The sequence below is a fragment of the Flavobacterium psychraquaticum genome, from assembly GCF_034497725.1.
GTDB lineage: Bacteria > Bacteroidota > Bacteroidia > Flavobacteriales > Flavobacteriaceae > Flavobacterium > Flavobacterium psychraquaticum.
In genome coordinates, this window is record NZ_JAXKVR010000030.1 from 511,856 (window position 1) to 528,230 (window position 16,375).

18 protein-coding genes are annotated in these 16,375 nt (G+C 32.6%); 10 read left to right on the forward strand and 8 right to left on the reverse strand.

Annotation, left to right across the window (positions count from 1 at the left end; all coding sequences use genetic code 11):
* The first annotated feature begins 10 nt into the window (after nt 1–10).
* The 3 genes from T1L09_RS12030 (at nt 11) to T1L09_RS12040 (ending at nt 2,011) form a co-directional block, all read left to right on the forward strand.
* Entirely contained in the window at nt 11–685 is a 675-nt protein-coding gene (locus T1L09_RS12030; protein WP_322551211.1) for a hypothetical protein, read from the forward strand.
* Nucleotides 686–687: 2 nt separating this feature from the next.
* Complete coding sequence (locus T1L09_RS12035; RefSeq protein ID WP_322551212.1) at nt 688–1,158, forward strand: hypothetical protein; 471 nt, start codon at nt 688–690, stop codon at nt 1,156–1,158.
* Nucleotides 1,159–1,303: 145 nt separating this feature from the next.
* Nucleotides 1,304–2,011: a hypothetical protein gene (locus tag T1L09_RS12040; RefSeq protein WP_322551213.1), complete on the forward strand. Its 708-nt coding sequence runs from the start codon at nt 1,304–1,306 to the stop codon at nt 2,009–2,011.
* 100 nt (nt 2,012–2,111) lie between these two features.
* Here T1L09_RS12040 and T1L09_RS12045 read toward each other — a convergent pair whose 3' ends face one another.
* Together T1L09_RS12045 and T1L09_RS12050 are read right to left on the reverse strand one after the other, a co-directional pair.
* Nucleotides 2,112–2,621, reverse strand: a complete 510-nt coding sequence (locus T1L09_RS12045; protein ID WP_322551214.1) for an acyl-CoA thioesterase — start codon at nt 2,619–2,621, stop codon at nt 2,112–2,114.
* Between the two features lie 96 nt (nt 2,622–2,717).
* Complete coding sequence (locus T1L09_RS12050) at nt 2,718–3,662, reverse strand: HU domain-containing protein (protein WP_322551215.1); 945 nt, start codon at nt 3,660–3,662, stop codon at nt 2,718–2,720.
* A gap of 361 nt (nt 3,663–4,023) precedes the next feature.
* Here T1L09_RS12050 and dprA point away from each other — a divergent pair, with 361 nt between their 5' ends.
* On the forward strand, nt 4,024–5,127 hold the full coding sequence (gene dprA, locus T1L09_RS12055) for a DNA-processing protein DprA (RefSeq protein ID WP_322551216.1): 1,104 nt from the start codon (nt 4,024–4,026) through the stop codon (nt 5,125–5,127).
* 295 nt (nt 5,128–5,422) lie between these two features.
* Here dprA and T1L09_RS12060 read toward each other — a convergent pair whose 3' ends face one another.
* Nucleotides 5,423–5,965, reverse strand: coding sequence for a hypothetical protein (locus T1L09_RS12060; RefSeq protein ID WP_322551217.1), 543 nt, complete (start codon nt 5,963–5,965; stop codon nt 5,423–5,425).
* A 43-nt stretch (nt 5,966–6,008) separates the two neighbouring features.
* Nucleotides 6,009–6,977 (reverse strand): tryptophan--tRNA ligase, encoded by a 969-nt coding sequence (gene trpS, locus T1L09_RS12065; RefSeq protein ID WP_322551218.1) that lies wholly within the window; start codon nt 6,975–6,977, stop codon nt 6,009–6,011.
* A 108-nt stretch (nt 6,978–7,085) separates the two neighbouring features.
* Between trpS and T1L09_RS12070 the strand changes: the two genes are divergently transcribed.
* Complete coding sequence (locus T1L09_RS12070) at nt 7,086–7,829, forward strand: lysophospholipid acyltransferase family protein (protein ID WP_322551219.1); 744 nt, start codon at nt 7,086–7,088, stop codon at nt 7,827–7,829.
* Nucleotides 7,830–7,921: 92 nt separating this feature from the next.
* Here the strand turns inward: T1L09_RS12070 and T1L09_RS12075 are convergent, their stop codons facing one another.
* The 4 genes from T1L09_RS12075 to recA all read right to left on the reverse strand — a co-directional run bounded on the left by T1L09_RS12075 (nt 7,922) and on the right by recA (nt 11,555).
* Nucleotides 7,922–9,508, reverse strand: coding sequence for a porin family protein (locus tag T1L09_RS12075; RefSeq protein ID WP_322551220.1), 1,587 nt, complete (start codon nt 9,506–9,508; stop codon nt 7,922–7,924).
* Nucleotides 9,505–10,047, reverse strand: a complete 543-nt coding sequence (locus tag T1L09_RS12080) for an RNA polymerase sigma factor (RefSeq protein ID WP_322551221.1) — start codon at nt 10,045–10,047, stop codon at nt 9,505–9,507. Before T1L09_RS12080 ends, T1L09_RS12075 begins: the two co-directional genes overlap by 4 nt.
* 6 nt (nt 10,048–10,053) lie before the next feature.
* Nucleotides 10,054–10,458 carry a hypothetical protein gene (locus T1L09_RS12085; RefSeq protein ID WP_322551222.1) on the reverse strand — a complete coding sequence of 135 codons (405 nt, stop codon included), beginning with the start codon at nt 10,456–10,458 and terminating at the stop codon, nt 10,054–10,056.
* Nucleotides 10,459–10,550: 92 nt separating this feature from the next.
* Nucleotides 10,551–11,555: a recombinase RecA gene (gene recA / locus T1L09_RS12090; RefSeq protein WP_322551223.1), complete on the reverse strand. Its 1,005-nt coding sequence runs from the start codon at nt 11,553–11,555 to the stop codon at nt 10,551–10,553.
* A gap of 169 nt (nt 11,556–11,724) precedes the next feature.
* On the opposite strand from recA, the gene trhO reads away from it, so the two are divergent.
* The 5 genes from trhO to T1L09_RS12115 all read left to right on the forward strand — a co-directional run bounded on the left by trhO (nt 11,725) and on the right by T1L09_RS12115 (nt 16,374).
* The gene (gene trhO, locus T1L09_RS12095; RefSeq protein WP_322551224.1) at nt 11,725–13,083 is read left to right on the forward strand and encodes an oxygen-dependent tRNA uridine(34) hydroxylase TrhO; all 1,359 of its coding nucleotides are present in this window, start codon (nt 11,725–11,727) and stop codon (nt 13,081–13,083) included.
* Nucleotides 13,083–14,324: a peptidase U32 family protein gene (locus T1L09_RS12100; RefSeq protein WP_322551225.1), complete on the forward strand. Its 1,242-nt coding sequence runs from the start codon at nt 13,083–13,085 to the stop codon at nt 14,322–14,324. Before trhO ends, T1L09_RS12100 begins: the two co-directional genes overlap by 1 nt.
* Complete coding sequence (locus T1L09_RS12105) at nt 14,324–14,554, forward strand: ferredoxin (RefSeq protein ID WP_322551226.1); 231 nt, start codon at nt 14,324–14,326, stop codon at nt 14,552–14,554. The genes T1L09_RS12100 and T1L09_RS12105 overlap by 1 nt, the downstream gene beginning before the upstream one ends.
* Nucleotides 14,555–14,735: 181 nt before the next feature.
* On the forward strand, nt 14,736–15,896 hold the full coding sequence (locus tag T1L09_RS12110; RefSeq protein WP_322551227.1) for a PSP1 domain-containing protein: 1,161 nt from the start codon (nt 14,736–14,738) through the stop codon (nt 15,894–15,896).
* Nucleotides 15,877–16,374 (forward strand): gliding motility lipoprotein GldH, encoded by a 498-nt coding sequence (locus T1L09_RS12115; RefSeq protein WP_322551228.1) that lies wholly within the window; start codon nt 15,877–15,879, stop codon nt 16,372–16,374. The genes T1L09_RS12110 and T1L09_RS12115 overlap by 20 nt, the downstream gene beginning before the upstream one ends.
* The last annotated feature ends 1 nt before the right edge of the window (nt 16,375 follow it).

Here is a 16,375-nt window from a genome sequence, read left to right on the forward strand (position 1 = left end):
TGACCTCAATATGAAATTAACCGAAGAACAAATAACCTACATCGAAAATTACATCCAGCAAAACGACATCAACTACTATGAAATTTATATGGAAATTTTAGACCATATGATTTTAAGTGTGGAAGATCTTTTGAAAAAAAATCCAACTACAAATTTTGAAGATGCTGTTTTGATAGCCAAAGTTGAAGGTTTTGGCATAAAAGGATTTAGAGGATTATTGCGTGAAAAATTGAAACTTGCTCAAAAACAAGCTAGAAAGGATAATTTAAAAAGAATTAAAGAATACTTTACCTTCCCAAAAGTAGTACTGACCCTAAGTGTTTTTGTTTTTTATTATCTGTTTTTAAACTTGTTTAAAGCTCCTCAAGAGGCTAGTATAATTCCTATTATTGTCGTTGCATTGTTTGGGATATTTCAGTCTTTTTATTATCGAAAATATACTAAAATTAATAAAATGATTGTTTTGAAGACCAATTTACTAGGTGTTTATTCGTCCCTGATTTTTGCCTTAGTCCAACTTTTAGGTCTTTTTATAATTTTTGCTAAAAACAGAATTGATTACAATCATTTTGTAGCAAAAGGAGTAATGGCTCTTATTTTTACCCTTACTTTTATTTCATTATTAGTATTTATTGAAGTTCGAAAAAAAACGATTGAAGAATTAAAAACGCAAATTTTCGCTTAAATATGAAACTTACCAAAGAATATATCCAATTCATAGACAACTATCTCAAAAATAGCGAAGTCATTTATTATGACATTCGCATGGAAATGCTAGATCATGTTTCATCAGCAATCGAACAAAAAATGGAAGTGGAACATCTCGATTTTTATGATGCTTTCAAAAGTTATATGGTTGTGAACAAGAAAGAGATTTTGAAAGGAAATAAAGAACAAGGATTAAATTTTAAAGAACCTTTAAAAAAGTTTGGATTGTTTGTTATTAAACCGTTTCAGATAATAGTAGCATTAAGCGTTTTTATAGGAGTATATTTTTCAACAATTTATTTTGGTCTTAAAAATTTTCATGAACACTATTTTTGGATTATAATTATATCCTACTTAGTTTTTGGTTTTTTCATTTTTTGCTCACTCGAAAAAAGAAATTTTATTATATCGATAAGAATTTTTCTATACTCTTTCTTTTATACCAAATAGGTAATTTGTTTTATAGAACTATGAATGAAAATCTACCATCTGCTGTTATTTTTAATAGCATTGTTTTATTTATCTTTATAGCATTTGTACGATTTTACTATATAGAAATGAAAAGCTTCAAACAGAAAAATCAATTTTTATTCCAATGAAACTCACCACTGAACAAATAGACCGTCTCTACCAATTCACACGCCAGCATTATGTGGAATGGTATGATTTGCAAACCGAGTTAGTTGATCATCTCGCTAATTCGATAGAATTGCAATGGCAAGAAAACCCTAAAATCGACTTTGAAGACGCTTTAAAAATTGAATTTAAAAAATTTGGTGTCTTTGGGTTTATGGATGTCGTTGAAAAAAGACAAGCGGCTTTAGGAAAAAAGTACAATCACATAATTTGGAAACACTTTAAGGCGTTTTTTACGATCCCGAAAATATTTCTCACAAGCGCTCTAATTTTTGCTTTGTTTCTAGTTCTTAAACTCGTCTATTTTTACGAAATAGTTTTTGTGGTTACAGTTGCTGTTTTTTTACTAATGATTCCGACTTTAATTTTTGAACGAAAAAGACTAAAAGAGCGCACTAAAAAAACAGGTAAAAAATGGATGTTTGAAGAAATTATTTCTGGGTATGGCTCTTTTTCAGGAATATTAATGTTTCCAATACATTTTTTTAATATTTTTTCAAACAGAAACGCTGCAATTCCAAATGATTATGCTCTTTTTGGAATAAGTTTGTTTTTAATTTCTTTGTTTTTGGCTTCTTATATTGTGATTTTTATCATCCCATCAAAAGCAAAACAATACTTAAATGAAACCTATCCCGAATATGGAATGGTGGAAAAAAGCCAATAAACGTCAAGCTGAACTCGTTTTAGATTTTTCTAACACAAAAGGAATCCTTAGTTTTAGATTGTGAAACGAGTTCAAAACGACAAAATAGGTTTATTATATTTTAAACAAACAACGCTTTCAATTCAGTTGCTTCGCTTGGTTTCATTTTTCCTGCTAACACTAAGCTTAACTGTTTTCTTCTTAAAGCCGCATCAAAACGTTGTTTCTCTAATTCTGTTTCTGGAACAATTGCCGGAACCGGAACGGGTCTTCCTGTTTCATCAACGGCTACAAAAGTATAAATCGCTTCGTTGGCTTTATTTTTAATTCCAGATTCGCGGTCTTCAATCCAAACATCAATAAAAATTTCCATTGACGTATTAAACGTTCTTGAAACTTTAGATTCAACTGTTACAACGCTTCCAAGCGGAATTGCACGCGTAAATACTACATTGTTTACAGAAGCCGTAACACAAACACGTCTCGAGTGTCTTCTTGCCGATATACTCGCGGCTCTGTCCATACGCGCTAATAATTCACCACCAAACAAGTTGTTCAACGGATTAGTTTCACCAGGTAATACCACATCGGTTAAAGTGGTTAACGATTCGGAAGGAAATTTTGCTTGCATTGTTTTTTTTGCAAAGATATATAGGAATTTTAAAACAAAGCATAAAAAAAATCCCAACAAAGGGATTTTAATATTTTTAAGTTAAGTGTTAGAAAGCTAGTCGATTAATAACCAAGCTTCTGTATTGTGTGTTTTCTGGATATTTTTCTTCTCTAATTGAGCCTCTTGTAATGTCGTAAAGCTTTTGTAAACAACGGGATATAAATTAGATTTATTCAGCGGTAACATTTTCGCATTTTTAAATCCCGCTGCATTTAATTCGGCAATAGCTTTGTTTGCATTCTTTTCACTTCTATAAGCACCCGCAACTAAATGATAAGGCATTTTCTCTTCTGCTTCAGAAAGAACAGAAAGCGCAACAGCACTCACTGGAGCACTGATCATAAATGTAGCTTCTTGAATCTGTTGTTGCACTCGTTCTTGCACCTTTTTTTCCACTAAAAGTGTTTGAGTAGCTATTTGTTGGTCTACATATAATTTGTAGCCGAAAGTTCCAGCGCCACTTAGCATAATTACTAAGGCAGCTGCATATTTCATATAAGAGTAATCTAATTTACGTTCTGGAATAATTACAACCGGAGTATTATCCTTTGCAATTACTATTTCTGTTGTTATAATTTCTCTTGTAATTTCTGGGGAAACAAACGGAGTTAAACCAAAAGAATCCGTCAAATAATTGATAGTAGTTACTGGTTCAAAAACCCAATTCATTTCTTGATTTGTAGTAATCCCACCTATGTCTTTCAACAAGATATTCTTACGATTTTGCAACGAATAAGTCCATTCGTTTACAACATCTCCAATCTTACTTACCGCTAAATCATAAGACATATTTTCCTGCAATGCTATATGATTAGCTAATAAACCATCATTATTTCGCACATTGGCGTTAAAAGAAACTACTTTCTTTGGTGGAAAAAAAGAAGAGGCACTACCCGATACTTGCGCGGCAACAGTTTCGGTCAAAAAAGCACCAAAACCAGGAACCGTAACACACTGATAACGATATAATAAGTCCGAAATATGTTTCTCTATCTGCATAACAACAAAGTTAGCTAATCAACACAAATATCAAAATTTTATCAACAAATTTTATTAACAATTCGTTTTTTATTGCTAATTGTTTAGAAGCGAAAGGCTTGGGCTTTTTTGTTGTCCATTTTCTCGCTGTCCGTTCTATCTTTTTATAAACCTAGCAGGTTTTCAAACCTGCTAGGTTTATAAAAAGGATGCCACTCCCATCGAGGCTAGGTAGGATTTCTTTTTCTTTCTGGGTTTGTTGTCCATAAGAAGTTATAATTCAATAGATTTCAATCAATAATCTTATAAGATAATTTGGAAAATAACTAAAAACCACTAAATTTGTCATTCAATTATACGCCAAAATAAATTTTTACACGCCATGACACAGTCAGAACTTTACTATACGCTTGCTTTGTTGCAAGTGGAAGGAGTAGGAGATGTAATCGCCAAAAAACTCATTCAACATTGCGGCACTGCAGAAGAAGTATTCGCCTCCAAAAAATTCCAACTTCAAACCATCGATGGAATTGGTTCCGTATTAATCCAAAAACTCCAAGACAAATCGGTATTCGCAAAAGCAGAAGCCGAACTTCAATTCATTACCAAAGAAGACATTTCCTTCAGTTTTTTTCAAGAAGACAACTATCCTGAACGCTTGAAAAATTGTTATGATAGTCCCACCATATTATTCCAAGCCGGAAACATCAATTTAGAAAACCGTAGAATCATCAGTATTGTTGGCACGCGCCAAGTGACTTCTTATGGTATGGAGTTTACCAAAAAACTGATCGAAGATATTGCTCCTTTAAATCCTATTGTTGTGAGTGGTTTTGCTTATGGTGTGGATATTTATGCCCATCAAATTGCAATGGAATGTGAATTGCAAACCATTGGCGTTTTGGCGCACGGCTTAAATCAGATTTATCCCAAAGTTCATAAAAAGTATATGGCAAAAATGGAACAAAATGGTGGATTTTTAACCGAATTTTGGAGTAATAGCAATCCCGATAGAGAAAATTTCATCAAAAGAAATCGCATTGTTGCTGGTATTAGTGAAGCCACTATTGTAATTGAAAGTGCTGAAAGAGGTGGTTCTCTAGCAACGGCTAATCTGGCCAACGATTACAACCGCGATGTTTTTGCAGTTCCCGGAAGAATCACCGATAAATACAGTCAAGGATGCAATAACCTTATCAAAACCCAACGTGCCAATTTACTTTCCTCAGCAGCCGATTTGGTTTATATTTTAAATTGGGAAATTTCTAAAAAACAACCAAAAGCGGTTCAAAAACAACTCTTTATTTCACTAACGGACGAAGAACAAAAAATTTACGATTACCTTCAAAAAAACGGAAAAGAAATGATGGATATTATTGCTATAGAATGTGATTTACCGATTTATAAAATCTCAGCGGTTTTATTAAATATGGAGCTTAAAGGAATCATTCGACCTTTACCAGGGAAAATGTTTGAGGTGATTTAATTCACATTTATTTTCGCCAAGCTGTTCGAAGTTTCAGCTTTTCAATTAGTTTAAATAGAATAGAGGATTCTGAAACGAGTTCAAAAGCTTCGCAACAGAATGACAAATCTAGCAGTAAAAACAAAAACCCTTAAAACCTGATACAAGTCAAATTTCAAGGGTTTCATTTTAGAAATCGTATCTTCAATTTTACACTTCGTTGAATTACTATCAAAAGCGACAACAATTTATACTATTCGTCATAAATGTTAATTAAATGTGTGTAGATTTTGTTAACTGTTTTTAGCGACTGGAATTATTTGGTTACAATATGTTGAATTCTTTTTTGTATCGCTATTTCTGTGTTAATAATATCTAACATTAATATTTTCATAAATTCTTTTTTGTCTTTCCCTGTTTCTTTAGTATTTGAATAAACAAAATCTGCCAATCTTTCACTTTTCGTTTTTAAGATTTCCTTTTGCTCTTCAATATTAGAAAAAGCAGATATTTTGTGATATTCAATTAATTCTATCTTTGAATTAGAAAGTGATTTAAAAGAATTGATTTTTATTGTTGGCATATAAATACCTTGGGACTTTATTGTTATCTCAAGTAATGATATGTTATTGTCTTGTAAGTAAAAATCAAGCGTATCAATAAGCGATTTTTGAATTGCTAAATTATATGTAATATCTTCACTGGTTTCCGTTAATTCTTTATTAATTGAAGAAGAAATTTGATTAATGTATTTTTTGTCTTTTCGGCTCTCGTTCCAGTTGTTAATCCACAACGCTAGTAGAATTCCCACTATTATTGTGACGATCTCTTTAATAAAAGCTCTTATGTTTTTTTTCATATGATTGTTGATTGCGTGTGTTTCTCCAACTTTTTGTGAACAACTAATATCCCAATTTCACTCTCACTTTTTTCAAAACACCATCAGCAACGACACTTGCTTTTGCAGCGCCTTCTAAAAGCAATTTATCAACTTCTTCTAAATTAGTGCTGTAGTAATTGTATTTTTCTCTAACTGTCGCAAATTTTTCAACAATCACTTCAAACAAAGCTTGCTTGGCGTGACCATAACCATAATTTCCAGCTAAATAATTGGCACGCATTTCTTCGGTTTGTGCTGGAGTTGCTAGTAATCTATATAATGTGAAGCAGTTACAAGTATCAGGATTTTTTGGCTCTTCAAGCGGCGTGCTATCCGTTTCAATTCCCATAATTTGTTTGCGCAATGCTTTATCGTCTAAAAATATATTAATAAAATTATTAGCCGATTTACTCATTTTCCCACCATTTGTGCCGGGAACAATCATAATTTCTGAATCAATTTTAGCTTCGGGTAAAACAAATGTTTCACCCATTTGATGATTGAATCGTGCTGCCACATCTCTAGTAATTTCTAAATGCTGCAACTGGTCTTTCCCAACCGGAACAAATTCGGCATCATATAATAAAATATCCGCAGCCATCAACATTGGATAAGAAAATAATCCCGCATTTACATCGTCTAAACGATCTGATTTGTCTTTGAACGAGTGTGCCAAAGTCAAGCGTTGAAAAGGAAAAAAGCAACTCAAATACCACGATAATTCTGTCGTTTGAGGCACATCAGATTGGCGGTAAAAAACCACTCTTTTAGTATCTAAACCACACGCCAGCCAAGCCGCAGCAACACTATAAGTATTGTTTCTTAATTCTGTTCCATTTTTTATTTGCGTAATCGAATGCAAATCGGCAATGAAAAGAAAAGATTCGTTATCAGGATTATTCGCCATTTCAATAGCAGGTATAATCGCTCCTAATAAATTACCTAAGTGTGGTGTTCCTGTACTTTGAACGCCGGTTAAGATTTTTGCCATTTTAAATTTATTTTTCACAAAGGTAAATCATAATGTAAAAAGTCGAAAGTAAAAAGAGGCAAGTTTTATTAAATTCATTACTTTTGGAATTCCAAAAAACAATCCTGAATGAAATTTTTTAAATATCCGCTTACTTTTCTGTACCGAATTTGGTTTTATATTTTGGTTTTAGTTCCCATTATCTTTTTATTTCCGTTTATTTTTATCTCTATTTTGAGCGAAAAAACGTATCCTTTCTTTTTTAAAATCGCTAGATTTTGGGCAAAAATTATTTTAATAGGAATGGGTTTTAATTACTCAATAAAAGGGGATGAGATTTTTGAAGAGGGTAAAAGTTATATGTTGATAGCAAATCACACGTCAATGATGGATATTATGATGATGTTGGTTGCTGTAAAAAATCATCCCTTTGTTTTTGTAGGAAAAAAAGAATTGGCTAAAATTCCACTATTTGGATTTATCTATAAAAGAGTTTGTATTTTGGTTGATCGTGGCAACAGTAAAAGTCGTTATCAAGTTTTTGAACGGGCCCAAAGCAGAATCAAACAAGGATTGAGTATTTGTATTTTTCCCGAAGGCGGTGTTCCTGATGATGAAAGTATAGTGCTCGACGAGTTTAAAGATGGTGCTTTTAGAATTGCAATTGAACATCAATTACCGATTGTGCCGCTTGTTTTTTTTGATAATAAAAAGCGACTTTCTTATACTTTTTTCAGCGGAAGTCCGGGAAGAATGCGCGCTAAAATTTGTCCGATAATAGAAACAAAAGGGAAAACTTTAGAAAATAGAGGAGCTCTCAAACAAACAGCTAGACAAGTTATTTTAGAAGAGTTACAAAACGATTTAAAATAAAAAAGCCCAGACGTATCTAGACTTTTTTGAGTTTCATTTTAACTAGAAATGAAACAACTTAACTAAAAAATTTTAAGCTTAACCAAAAAAGCTTAGAAACTAAAACTAATTCCAGAATACAAGCCTATAAAATAAGGTTTGAAATTTCCAGAATTTTCATTAAATGTATTGATTTGGTATTTAAACATAGGTTGAAAATTGGCATTAAAATTTCCCCAAAAATTATATTTAAAACCCAAACCGACATTACTACTAAAATGTATATTGTTTAAATTATTAGCCTTTCCTACTTCCATCTCCATTCCGTCTGTTACTAAAGAAACAGAATTAAGGTTTAAAAATAAAGTACTTAAGCCTCCAATTACTTCAATTCCAAATTTCTTATCAACTAGTTTGTATGTTAGTTCAAGCGGAACTTCAATATATCCAATATCTTGTTTTAAGGCACCACTATTTCTTTGAGCAATATTCTCTACATCACCATTTAGCGATTGAATACTATTTTTCTCGGAAATAAACGTCACATTATTGGCGTTTGCATTTCTAGAAATTGTTGGAATATTATCTGCAACAGTAGGACTTAATTTCGTTTGATATAGAATTTCATTCGTGTTGTAACTTAAATTAATATTGTTTACGCCGGCTCTAAATGTCATCTTTTTACTTATTGCATAGCTTCCACTAACTCCATAACTGAATGTTGTAGCGAAGTTTTTGTTATTACTTTCAAATTCTTCATCTAAAGAGGAACCTTGTGCTATGGAATTAAAATAAACAGGCGAAGCATTAGTGCTAATCGCCCATTTATTTACTTTTTCTTTCTCAATTTCATTTTTCCCGTCCTCTTTTGCTAAAAGCATTTCTTCTAGTGGATTTAGTTCTTTAGCAATTTCTGCCACTAGCGTACTATCTTTGAAACTAGTTTCATTAGAAGAAACTATTGGTTTTTTACTATTGTTCTCTTTTAATTCAGCCTTGTTATTATTGGTATATCTTGTTTTTTCGTCTTCTTTTTGAATTAAAACTTCAGTTGGCTCTAAATTTTTTTTCTCGGAAATAGTTTCTTTTTGATTGCTAACTAATCTTTCAACAATAGAATTATTTATCTCTTTTTTAGTTAGGAAATCATTTGATGAATTTGAATTATTTCTTGAATCTTTATTTTTGTTATTCGAAACATTATTTTGTTTTGAAATTATAATTTTATCAAGATTAGATTTTTTAAATTCACTTCCAAAATTCACTTCTTTTTTAACTTCTTTTGATTGATTAACAATGTTATTTTTCGAATTTGCTTGTTTTTCAATGTTGTATTCATTCAATTTTTTATCAATTTCAATTTGATTCTTTTCGGTTGAAGTGTTTTGATTTCCCTCAACATTTGTAATTACTTCATTTGAATTAATCAAATCATCTTTTATAGTATCTTCAACAATTACTACATTAGTAGTTGTTGTTGAAATAGTGTCTTTAGCTTGATAGTTCCAAATCAAAGTTCCCACAAGAATTAATGAAGCCGCAATTCCCGAAAGTTGAAACCAAAAAGGAATTACTCTTTTTTTCTTCTTTTTTTCGTTTAATCTAGAAGCAATTGTGTTCCAAGTATCCTGAGGCGGAAGCGCTTCAAAATCTTTGAATTTTTCTTGAAATATACGTTCTATATTTTTTTGTTCTTTCATTTTGTTTTTGAAATTGAATACTTATTATTCAATGTTATTTTTTCTTTCAAAATTCCTTTTGCTCGTGCTAAATTTGATTTTGAAGTACCAATATTGATGTTTAGCATATCGGCAATTTCTTTATGCGAATAATCGTCCATCACATATAAATTAAAAACCAATCGGTAGCGATCCGGTAATTCTTGAATTATCTTAGTTAAAAATTCCAAAGAAACATTTTCATCATCAATCTCTAAACTTTCTTCTTCTGGAATGTTTTCTGAAACAATTTCAAAAATATTCTGGTTTCTATATTGTTGTAGCGTATAATTTATTACAACTCTTTTTGCCCAACCTTCAAAAGAACCTTTGTTTTTAAATTGACCTATTTTTTCAAAAATGAGCAAAAAACTTTCTTGCAAATTATCTTGCGCTTCCTCATAATTACGAGAATATTTTAAGCAAACACCAAATAACTTAGGAGCTAACAATCGATAGAGTTGTTCCTGTGCTTTGGTATTTTGTTTAGTACATTCATTTATGATTTGCTCTATTATCAATTTAATTTAATTTACAGGAATATCGTATTCTAAATAAGTATTGTTGCCTTCTGCGTCTTTGCCTGTCCAAAATTTAAAAATATAGTTCCCCGTGTTGGTAACATAAAAATTAAAAGTTTCCTCTACCATAATATTCGTTAATTCACTGCATTCTCTGCCTGTTTCTTTTAAGTTTCTAGCAGCGAAAGTTCTTTTATTTAGATCTTTTTCGTAATAGATTCCATAAGGAGAGTGACAAGTGCTTGGTCTAAGATATTTAATTGTTATTGGATAAGTTTCACCCAATGAAAATTCTGTAGGTATTTCTGTAACAGATTCTATTGGCAAAATAACGATTGAGTAACTATGATCGTCTCTACTACAAGAATTAAAAACAAATAACACACTCAATAATAAAACTAACTTTTTCATTTCTTATTATAATTAATATTTAATAGATGCTTATATGAATATTAGGTTGCGTTAAAATACAAAAAAAATCACGCTCAAGGCGTGATTTAATTTTATGCGTTATTTTCTTTAATGGTTTGCTTGATTTTTTGTTCCAATTCGTCCATCAATTCTGGGTTGTCTTTAATCAACGCTTTTACAGCATCTCTACCTTGACCTAGTTTTGTTTCACCATAACTAAACCAAGAACCACTTTTCTTAATAATTTCAAATTCTACGGCTAAATCTAAGATTTCACCTACTTTTGAAACTCCTTCACCATACATCACATCAAATTCTGCTGTTCTAAAAGGTGGAGCTACTTTGTTTTTTACAATTTTAACCTTAGTTCTGTTTCCTAAAACCGTATCCCCATCTTTAATTTGTGTCGACTTACGAATATCGATACGAACCGAAGCGTAGAATTTCAAGGCATTTCCTCCAGTTGTTGTTTCTGGACTGCCAAACATAACCCCAATTTTATCACGTAATTGGTTGATGAAGAATACTGTACAATTCGTTTTGTGAATCGCTCCAGTTAATTTTCTCAACGCTTGTGACATCAAACGCGCGTGTAATCCCATTTTGGAATCACCCATATCGCCTTCAATTTCACTTTTTGGTGTCAAGGCTGCAACCGAGTCAATTACAACAATATCAACTGCACCCGAGCGAATTAAACTTTCGGCAATTTCTAAAGCTTGTTCTCCATTGTCTGGTTGAGAAATAATTAAATTGTCAATGTCAATTCCTAATTTCTCCGCATAAAAACGGTCAAATGCGTGCTCAGCATCAATAAAAGCGGCGATACCGCCTAATTTTTGAGCTTCTGCAATGGCGTGTAATGTTAACGTAGTTTTACCTGACGATTCTGGTCCGTAGATTTCAATAACTCTTCCTCTAGGGTAACCATTTACTCCTAAAGCCAAGTCAATTCCTAACGATCCAGAAGGAATAGCTTCTACTTCTACAACCGCTTTGTCTCCTAATTTCATTACGGTTCCTTTTCCGTAAGTCTTGTCAAGCTTCTCTAATGTTAATTGTAAGGCTTTTAATTTGGCGTCTTTATCTGAACTCATATTTCATATATTTTCCGTAAAAATACGTCTTTTTTTATACGGAACAAAAATTGTTGATATGTTTTCATTTTACTCCAAAACTTTGATTTTTAAACGATTTTGTTACCTTTGCATCGAATTCTTCCATTTAGAATTCAAAACACATATTTCTCACTTAAACGTTTATAGCATGCAACTGTATAACACCTTAAGCGCAGAAGAAAGAGCTCAATTAATTGATGAAGCCGGACAACAACGACTTACATTATCTTTCTATGCGTATGCCAAAATTCAAGATCCCAAAAAATTTCGCGACGATTTATTTATCGAATGGAACAAACTCGATGCTTTAGGCAGAACGTATGTAGCCAAAGAAGGAATCAACGCACAAATGTCTGTGCCAGCAGAAAATTTAGAAGCTTTTCGCGAAACGCTAGAAGTGTATGATTTTATGAAAAACATTCGCCTGAATGTTGCTGTTGAACACGACGATCATTCGTTTTTGAAATTAACCGTAAAAGTGCGCGATAAAATTGTAGCCGATGGTTTAAATGATGAAACCTTTGATGTTACCAATATCGGAGTGCATTTGAAGGCAAAAGAATTCAACCAAATTTTAGAAGATCCAAATACAATTGTAGTAGATTTTAGAAATCATTACGAAAGTGAAATCGGCCATTTCAAAGGAGCCATTACGCCAGATGTGGAGACTTTTCGTGAATCTTTACCCATTATCAACGAGCAATTAAAAGACTTTAAAGAAGATAAAAACTTGGTGATGTATTGCACCGGAGGAATTCGTTGCGAAAAAGCTTCTGCTTACTTCAAACATCAAGGTTTTAAAAATGTATTTCAGTTGGAAGGCGGTATTATAAATTATGCCAAGCAAATTCAAGAAGAAAATATTGAAAGTAAATTCATTGGTAAAAATTTCGTGTTTGACCATCGTCTGGGCGAAAGGATTACAGATGATATTGTTTCGCAATGCCACCAATGTGGAAAACCTTGCGATAATCACACCAATTGTTTGAATGATGGTTGTCATTTGTTGTTTATTCAATGTGATGAATGCCAGGCTGCGATGGAAAATTGCTGTTCTTCCGAATGTTTAGAAATTACGCATTTGCCTTTAGCCGAACAAGTGAAATTAAGACGCGGAAAGCAAGTAGGAAATAAAGTCTTCCGCAAAGGAAAATCGGAGAATCTAAAATTTAAGCATTCAGGCGAATTGTCAGATAAATCTCTGGCTCAAGCTCAAGAAACAAAAGAAATTCGCCAGAAGATAAAAGTTAAGAAAGTGCTTCTTGGAAAAGTTGAACATTATTATTTGAAAGCACAAGTTGGACTTTTCGTAATCGAAAACCACGAATTAAAAGTGGGTGATAAAATAATCATTTCTGGACCAACAACTGGAAATCAAGAATTGGTTTTAGACAAAATGTTAGTAAACGGAAGTGAAATTCCGACCGCTACAATTGGTGATAAAGTTACGTTTGAAGTGCCTTTTAGAGTTCGTTTGTCTGATAAATTATTTAAAATTATTGAATAATGACAACATCAGGTAAGATTGAATTGATGGCTCCGGCCGGAAATTTCGAATCGATGCAAGCGGCTTTAGATAATGGATGTGATTCTATTTATTTTGGCGTCGAACAATTGAATATGCGAGCTCGTGCAACTGTAAATTTCGTTTTAGACGATTTACCAGAAATTGCGCGCCGATGCAACGAAAAAAACGTTAGAACGTATCTGACTTTAAATACCATTATTTACGATCACGATCTATCATTGGTGAAAACATTATTGACAAAAGCTAAAGAAGCTGGAATAACAGCCGTTATTGCTTCGGATCAAGCGGTGATTATGTCGGCCAAAACTATGGGAATTGAAGTGCATATTTCTACCCAATTAAACGTAACCAACATTGAAACAGTTAAGTTTTATGCTTTGTTTGCCGATACAATTGTACTTTCTCGTGAATTGAGTTTGCGTCAAGTAAAGAAAATTACGGAAGACATCGAAAAAGAACAAATTAAAGGACCAAGTGGTCATTTGGTAGAAATTGAAATCTTTGGACACGGTGCATTATGTATGGCAGTTTCTGGGAAATGTTATTTGAGTTTGCATTCGCATAATTCATCTGCAAATCGTGGGGCTTGCAAACAAAATTGTCGTAAAAAATATACGGTTATCGATCAAGAATCCGGTTTTGAAATTGAAATTGACAACGAATACATTATGTCTCCAAAAGATTTGTGTACGTTAGATTTTCTAGATCAAGTCATCGATTCGGGAATCAAAGTATTAAAAATCGAAGGTCGAGGTCGTGCTGCAGATTATGTGGCAACGGTAATCAAAACTTATCGCGAGGCAATTGATTCCTATTATGAAGGCACTTTTACCAAAGAAAAAATTAGCGTTTGGATGGAAGCTTTGGCAACCGTTTACAATCGTGGCTTTTGGAGTGGTTATTATTTAGGACAAAAATTAGGCGAATGGTCAGACAATCCAGGATCAAACGCAACGCAAAAGAAAGTATATGTTGGAAAAGGAATGCATTATTTTCCAAAAGCTAGCATTGCTGAATTTAAGATTGAAGCTTACGACATTAAAAAAGGCGATAAAATTTTAATAACTGGTCCATCTACCGGAGCACAAGAATTAATTTTAGAAGATTTCTTTGTGAATGATTTGGCTTCTGAAAAAGCGACCAAAGGCGATAGTTGTACTTTAAAAGTTCCGTTTAGAATTCGACTTTCGGACAAAATGTATAAAATAGTGGAGAATTAATGGTCATTATTACGCTTCAAAGAGACAAATGTATTGGCTGCAATTATTGCGTTGAGATGGCTCCGGCTTTATTTCAAATGTCAAAAAAAGATGGCAAATCGGTTTTACTAAAATCAGTTAATGCTAAAGGATTTCATACGTTGAAATCGGCAGATCATACCCTTGTTGAACATTGTGAATTAGCCGAGAAAGCTTGTCCGGTACATATTATAACTATAAAAGAAACATAAATTATTGTTTCACAATACTATAAAGTAACCTATTCCGTTTTATTATGGAATGGGTTTTTTAGTTTTTAGGAACTTTCGGAAAATTCAATTGAAAATTTTCCATAAAAAATCAATATCTTTACGCTCAAAAGCGTTTTGAAACGTCGTCCGAAAAGGACACTCACTATATATATCTTAAATTATGGCATGTACAAGTTGTTCAACCGCTGATGGCGGCGCACCAAAAGGGTGTAATAATAATGGGACTTGCGGCACCGATAGCTGCAACAAACTTTCTGTATTCGATTGGCTTTCAAATATGACTTTACCTGGTGGTCAAGCACCATTTGATTGTGTAGAAATCAGATTTAAAAACGGAAGAAAAGAATTTTTTAGAAATACCGAAAAATTAACGTTATCCATTGGAGACATCGTTGCTACGGAAGCTTCACCAGGACACGATATTGGAATCATCACTTTGACAGGCGAATTAGTTAAAATTCAAATGAAAAAGAAAAATGAAAACCCAACAAAAGAATTACCAAAAATATACAGAAAAGCTTCTCAAAAAGACATTGATATTTGGACCGACGCTCGTAACAAAGAAGAGCCAATTAGAATGCGCGCTAGAGAAATAGCGATCAAATTGAAGCTGGAAATGAAAATTTCAGATGTTGAATTTCAAGGTGATGGTTCTAAATCTACGTTTTATTACACCGCAAATGACCGTGTGGATTTTCGTCAATTAATTAAAGAATTTGCACAAGAATTTAAGATTAGAATTGAGATGAAACAAGTTGGTTTCCGTCAGGAAGCAGCTCGTTTAGGAGGAATTGGTTCTTGCGGAAGAGAATTATGTTGTTCTACTTGGTTAACCGATTTTAGAAGTGTGAATACTTCAGCTGCTCGTTATCAACAATTGTCTTTGAATCCGCAAAAATTAGCGGGTCAATGTGGTAAATTGAAATGTTGTTTAAATTATGAATTAGATACTTATTTAGACGCATTGAAAGGTATGCCAGATATGGAAACCAAGTTATACACCGAAAAAGGTGATGCTTATTGCCAGAAAATTGACATTTTCAAAGAAATTATGTGGTTTTCTTACGCTAACGCTCCTGCAAATTGGTTAGTGCTACCTGTTGAAAAAGTAAAAGAAATTTTGGCAGTAAATAAGAAAAAAGAACGTGTTGCTAATTTGGAAGATTATGTGGTTGAAACGACTCAAGAAATTGAGAAAAAATTCGAAAACGTAGTAGGGCAAGATAGTTTAACGCGTTTTGATCAGCCTAAAAAGAAACCAAACAATAGAAATAAAAAGAAAAAACCTACAACTATAAAAAATGCACCTAAAAAAGACTAATATTCTTGGGTTAGCACTGCTTGCTGTATTTTTCTTTTCTTGTGATAAAACAAGAGTGTTCGACGAATATAAAAAACTCGACGGAACTTGGAAAAAAACAGATACTTTGCGTTTTACATTTGAGCAAAATGACACCATTAATCCCTATCATTTATTTTTGAATGTTAGAAATAATAATGAGTATCCTTTTAGCAATATGTACGTAATTGTTTCTTTAAAAGAACCAGGAGCAAAGGCAACAACTAAAGTAGATACGCTAGAATATTTAATGGCAAATACAGATGGATCTTTGCTTGGCGAAGGATTTTCGGATGTAAAAGAAAGTAAATTATGGTATTTGGAAAATTTCAAATTCAGTAGAGTTGGAAAATATAATGTTGAGGTAGTTCAAGCAGTTAGGGAAACTGGAGACATTGAAGGTGTAACCGATTTAAAAGGAATTACTGAACTAGGATTACGAATAGAAAAAACAAAATAAT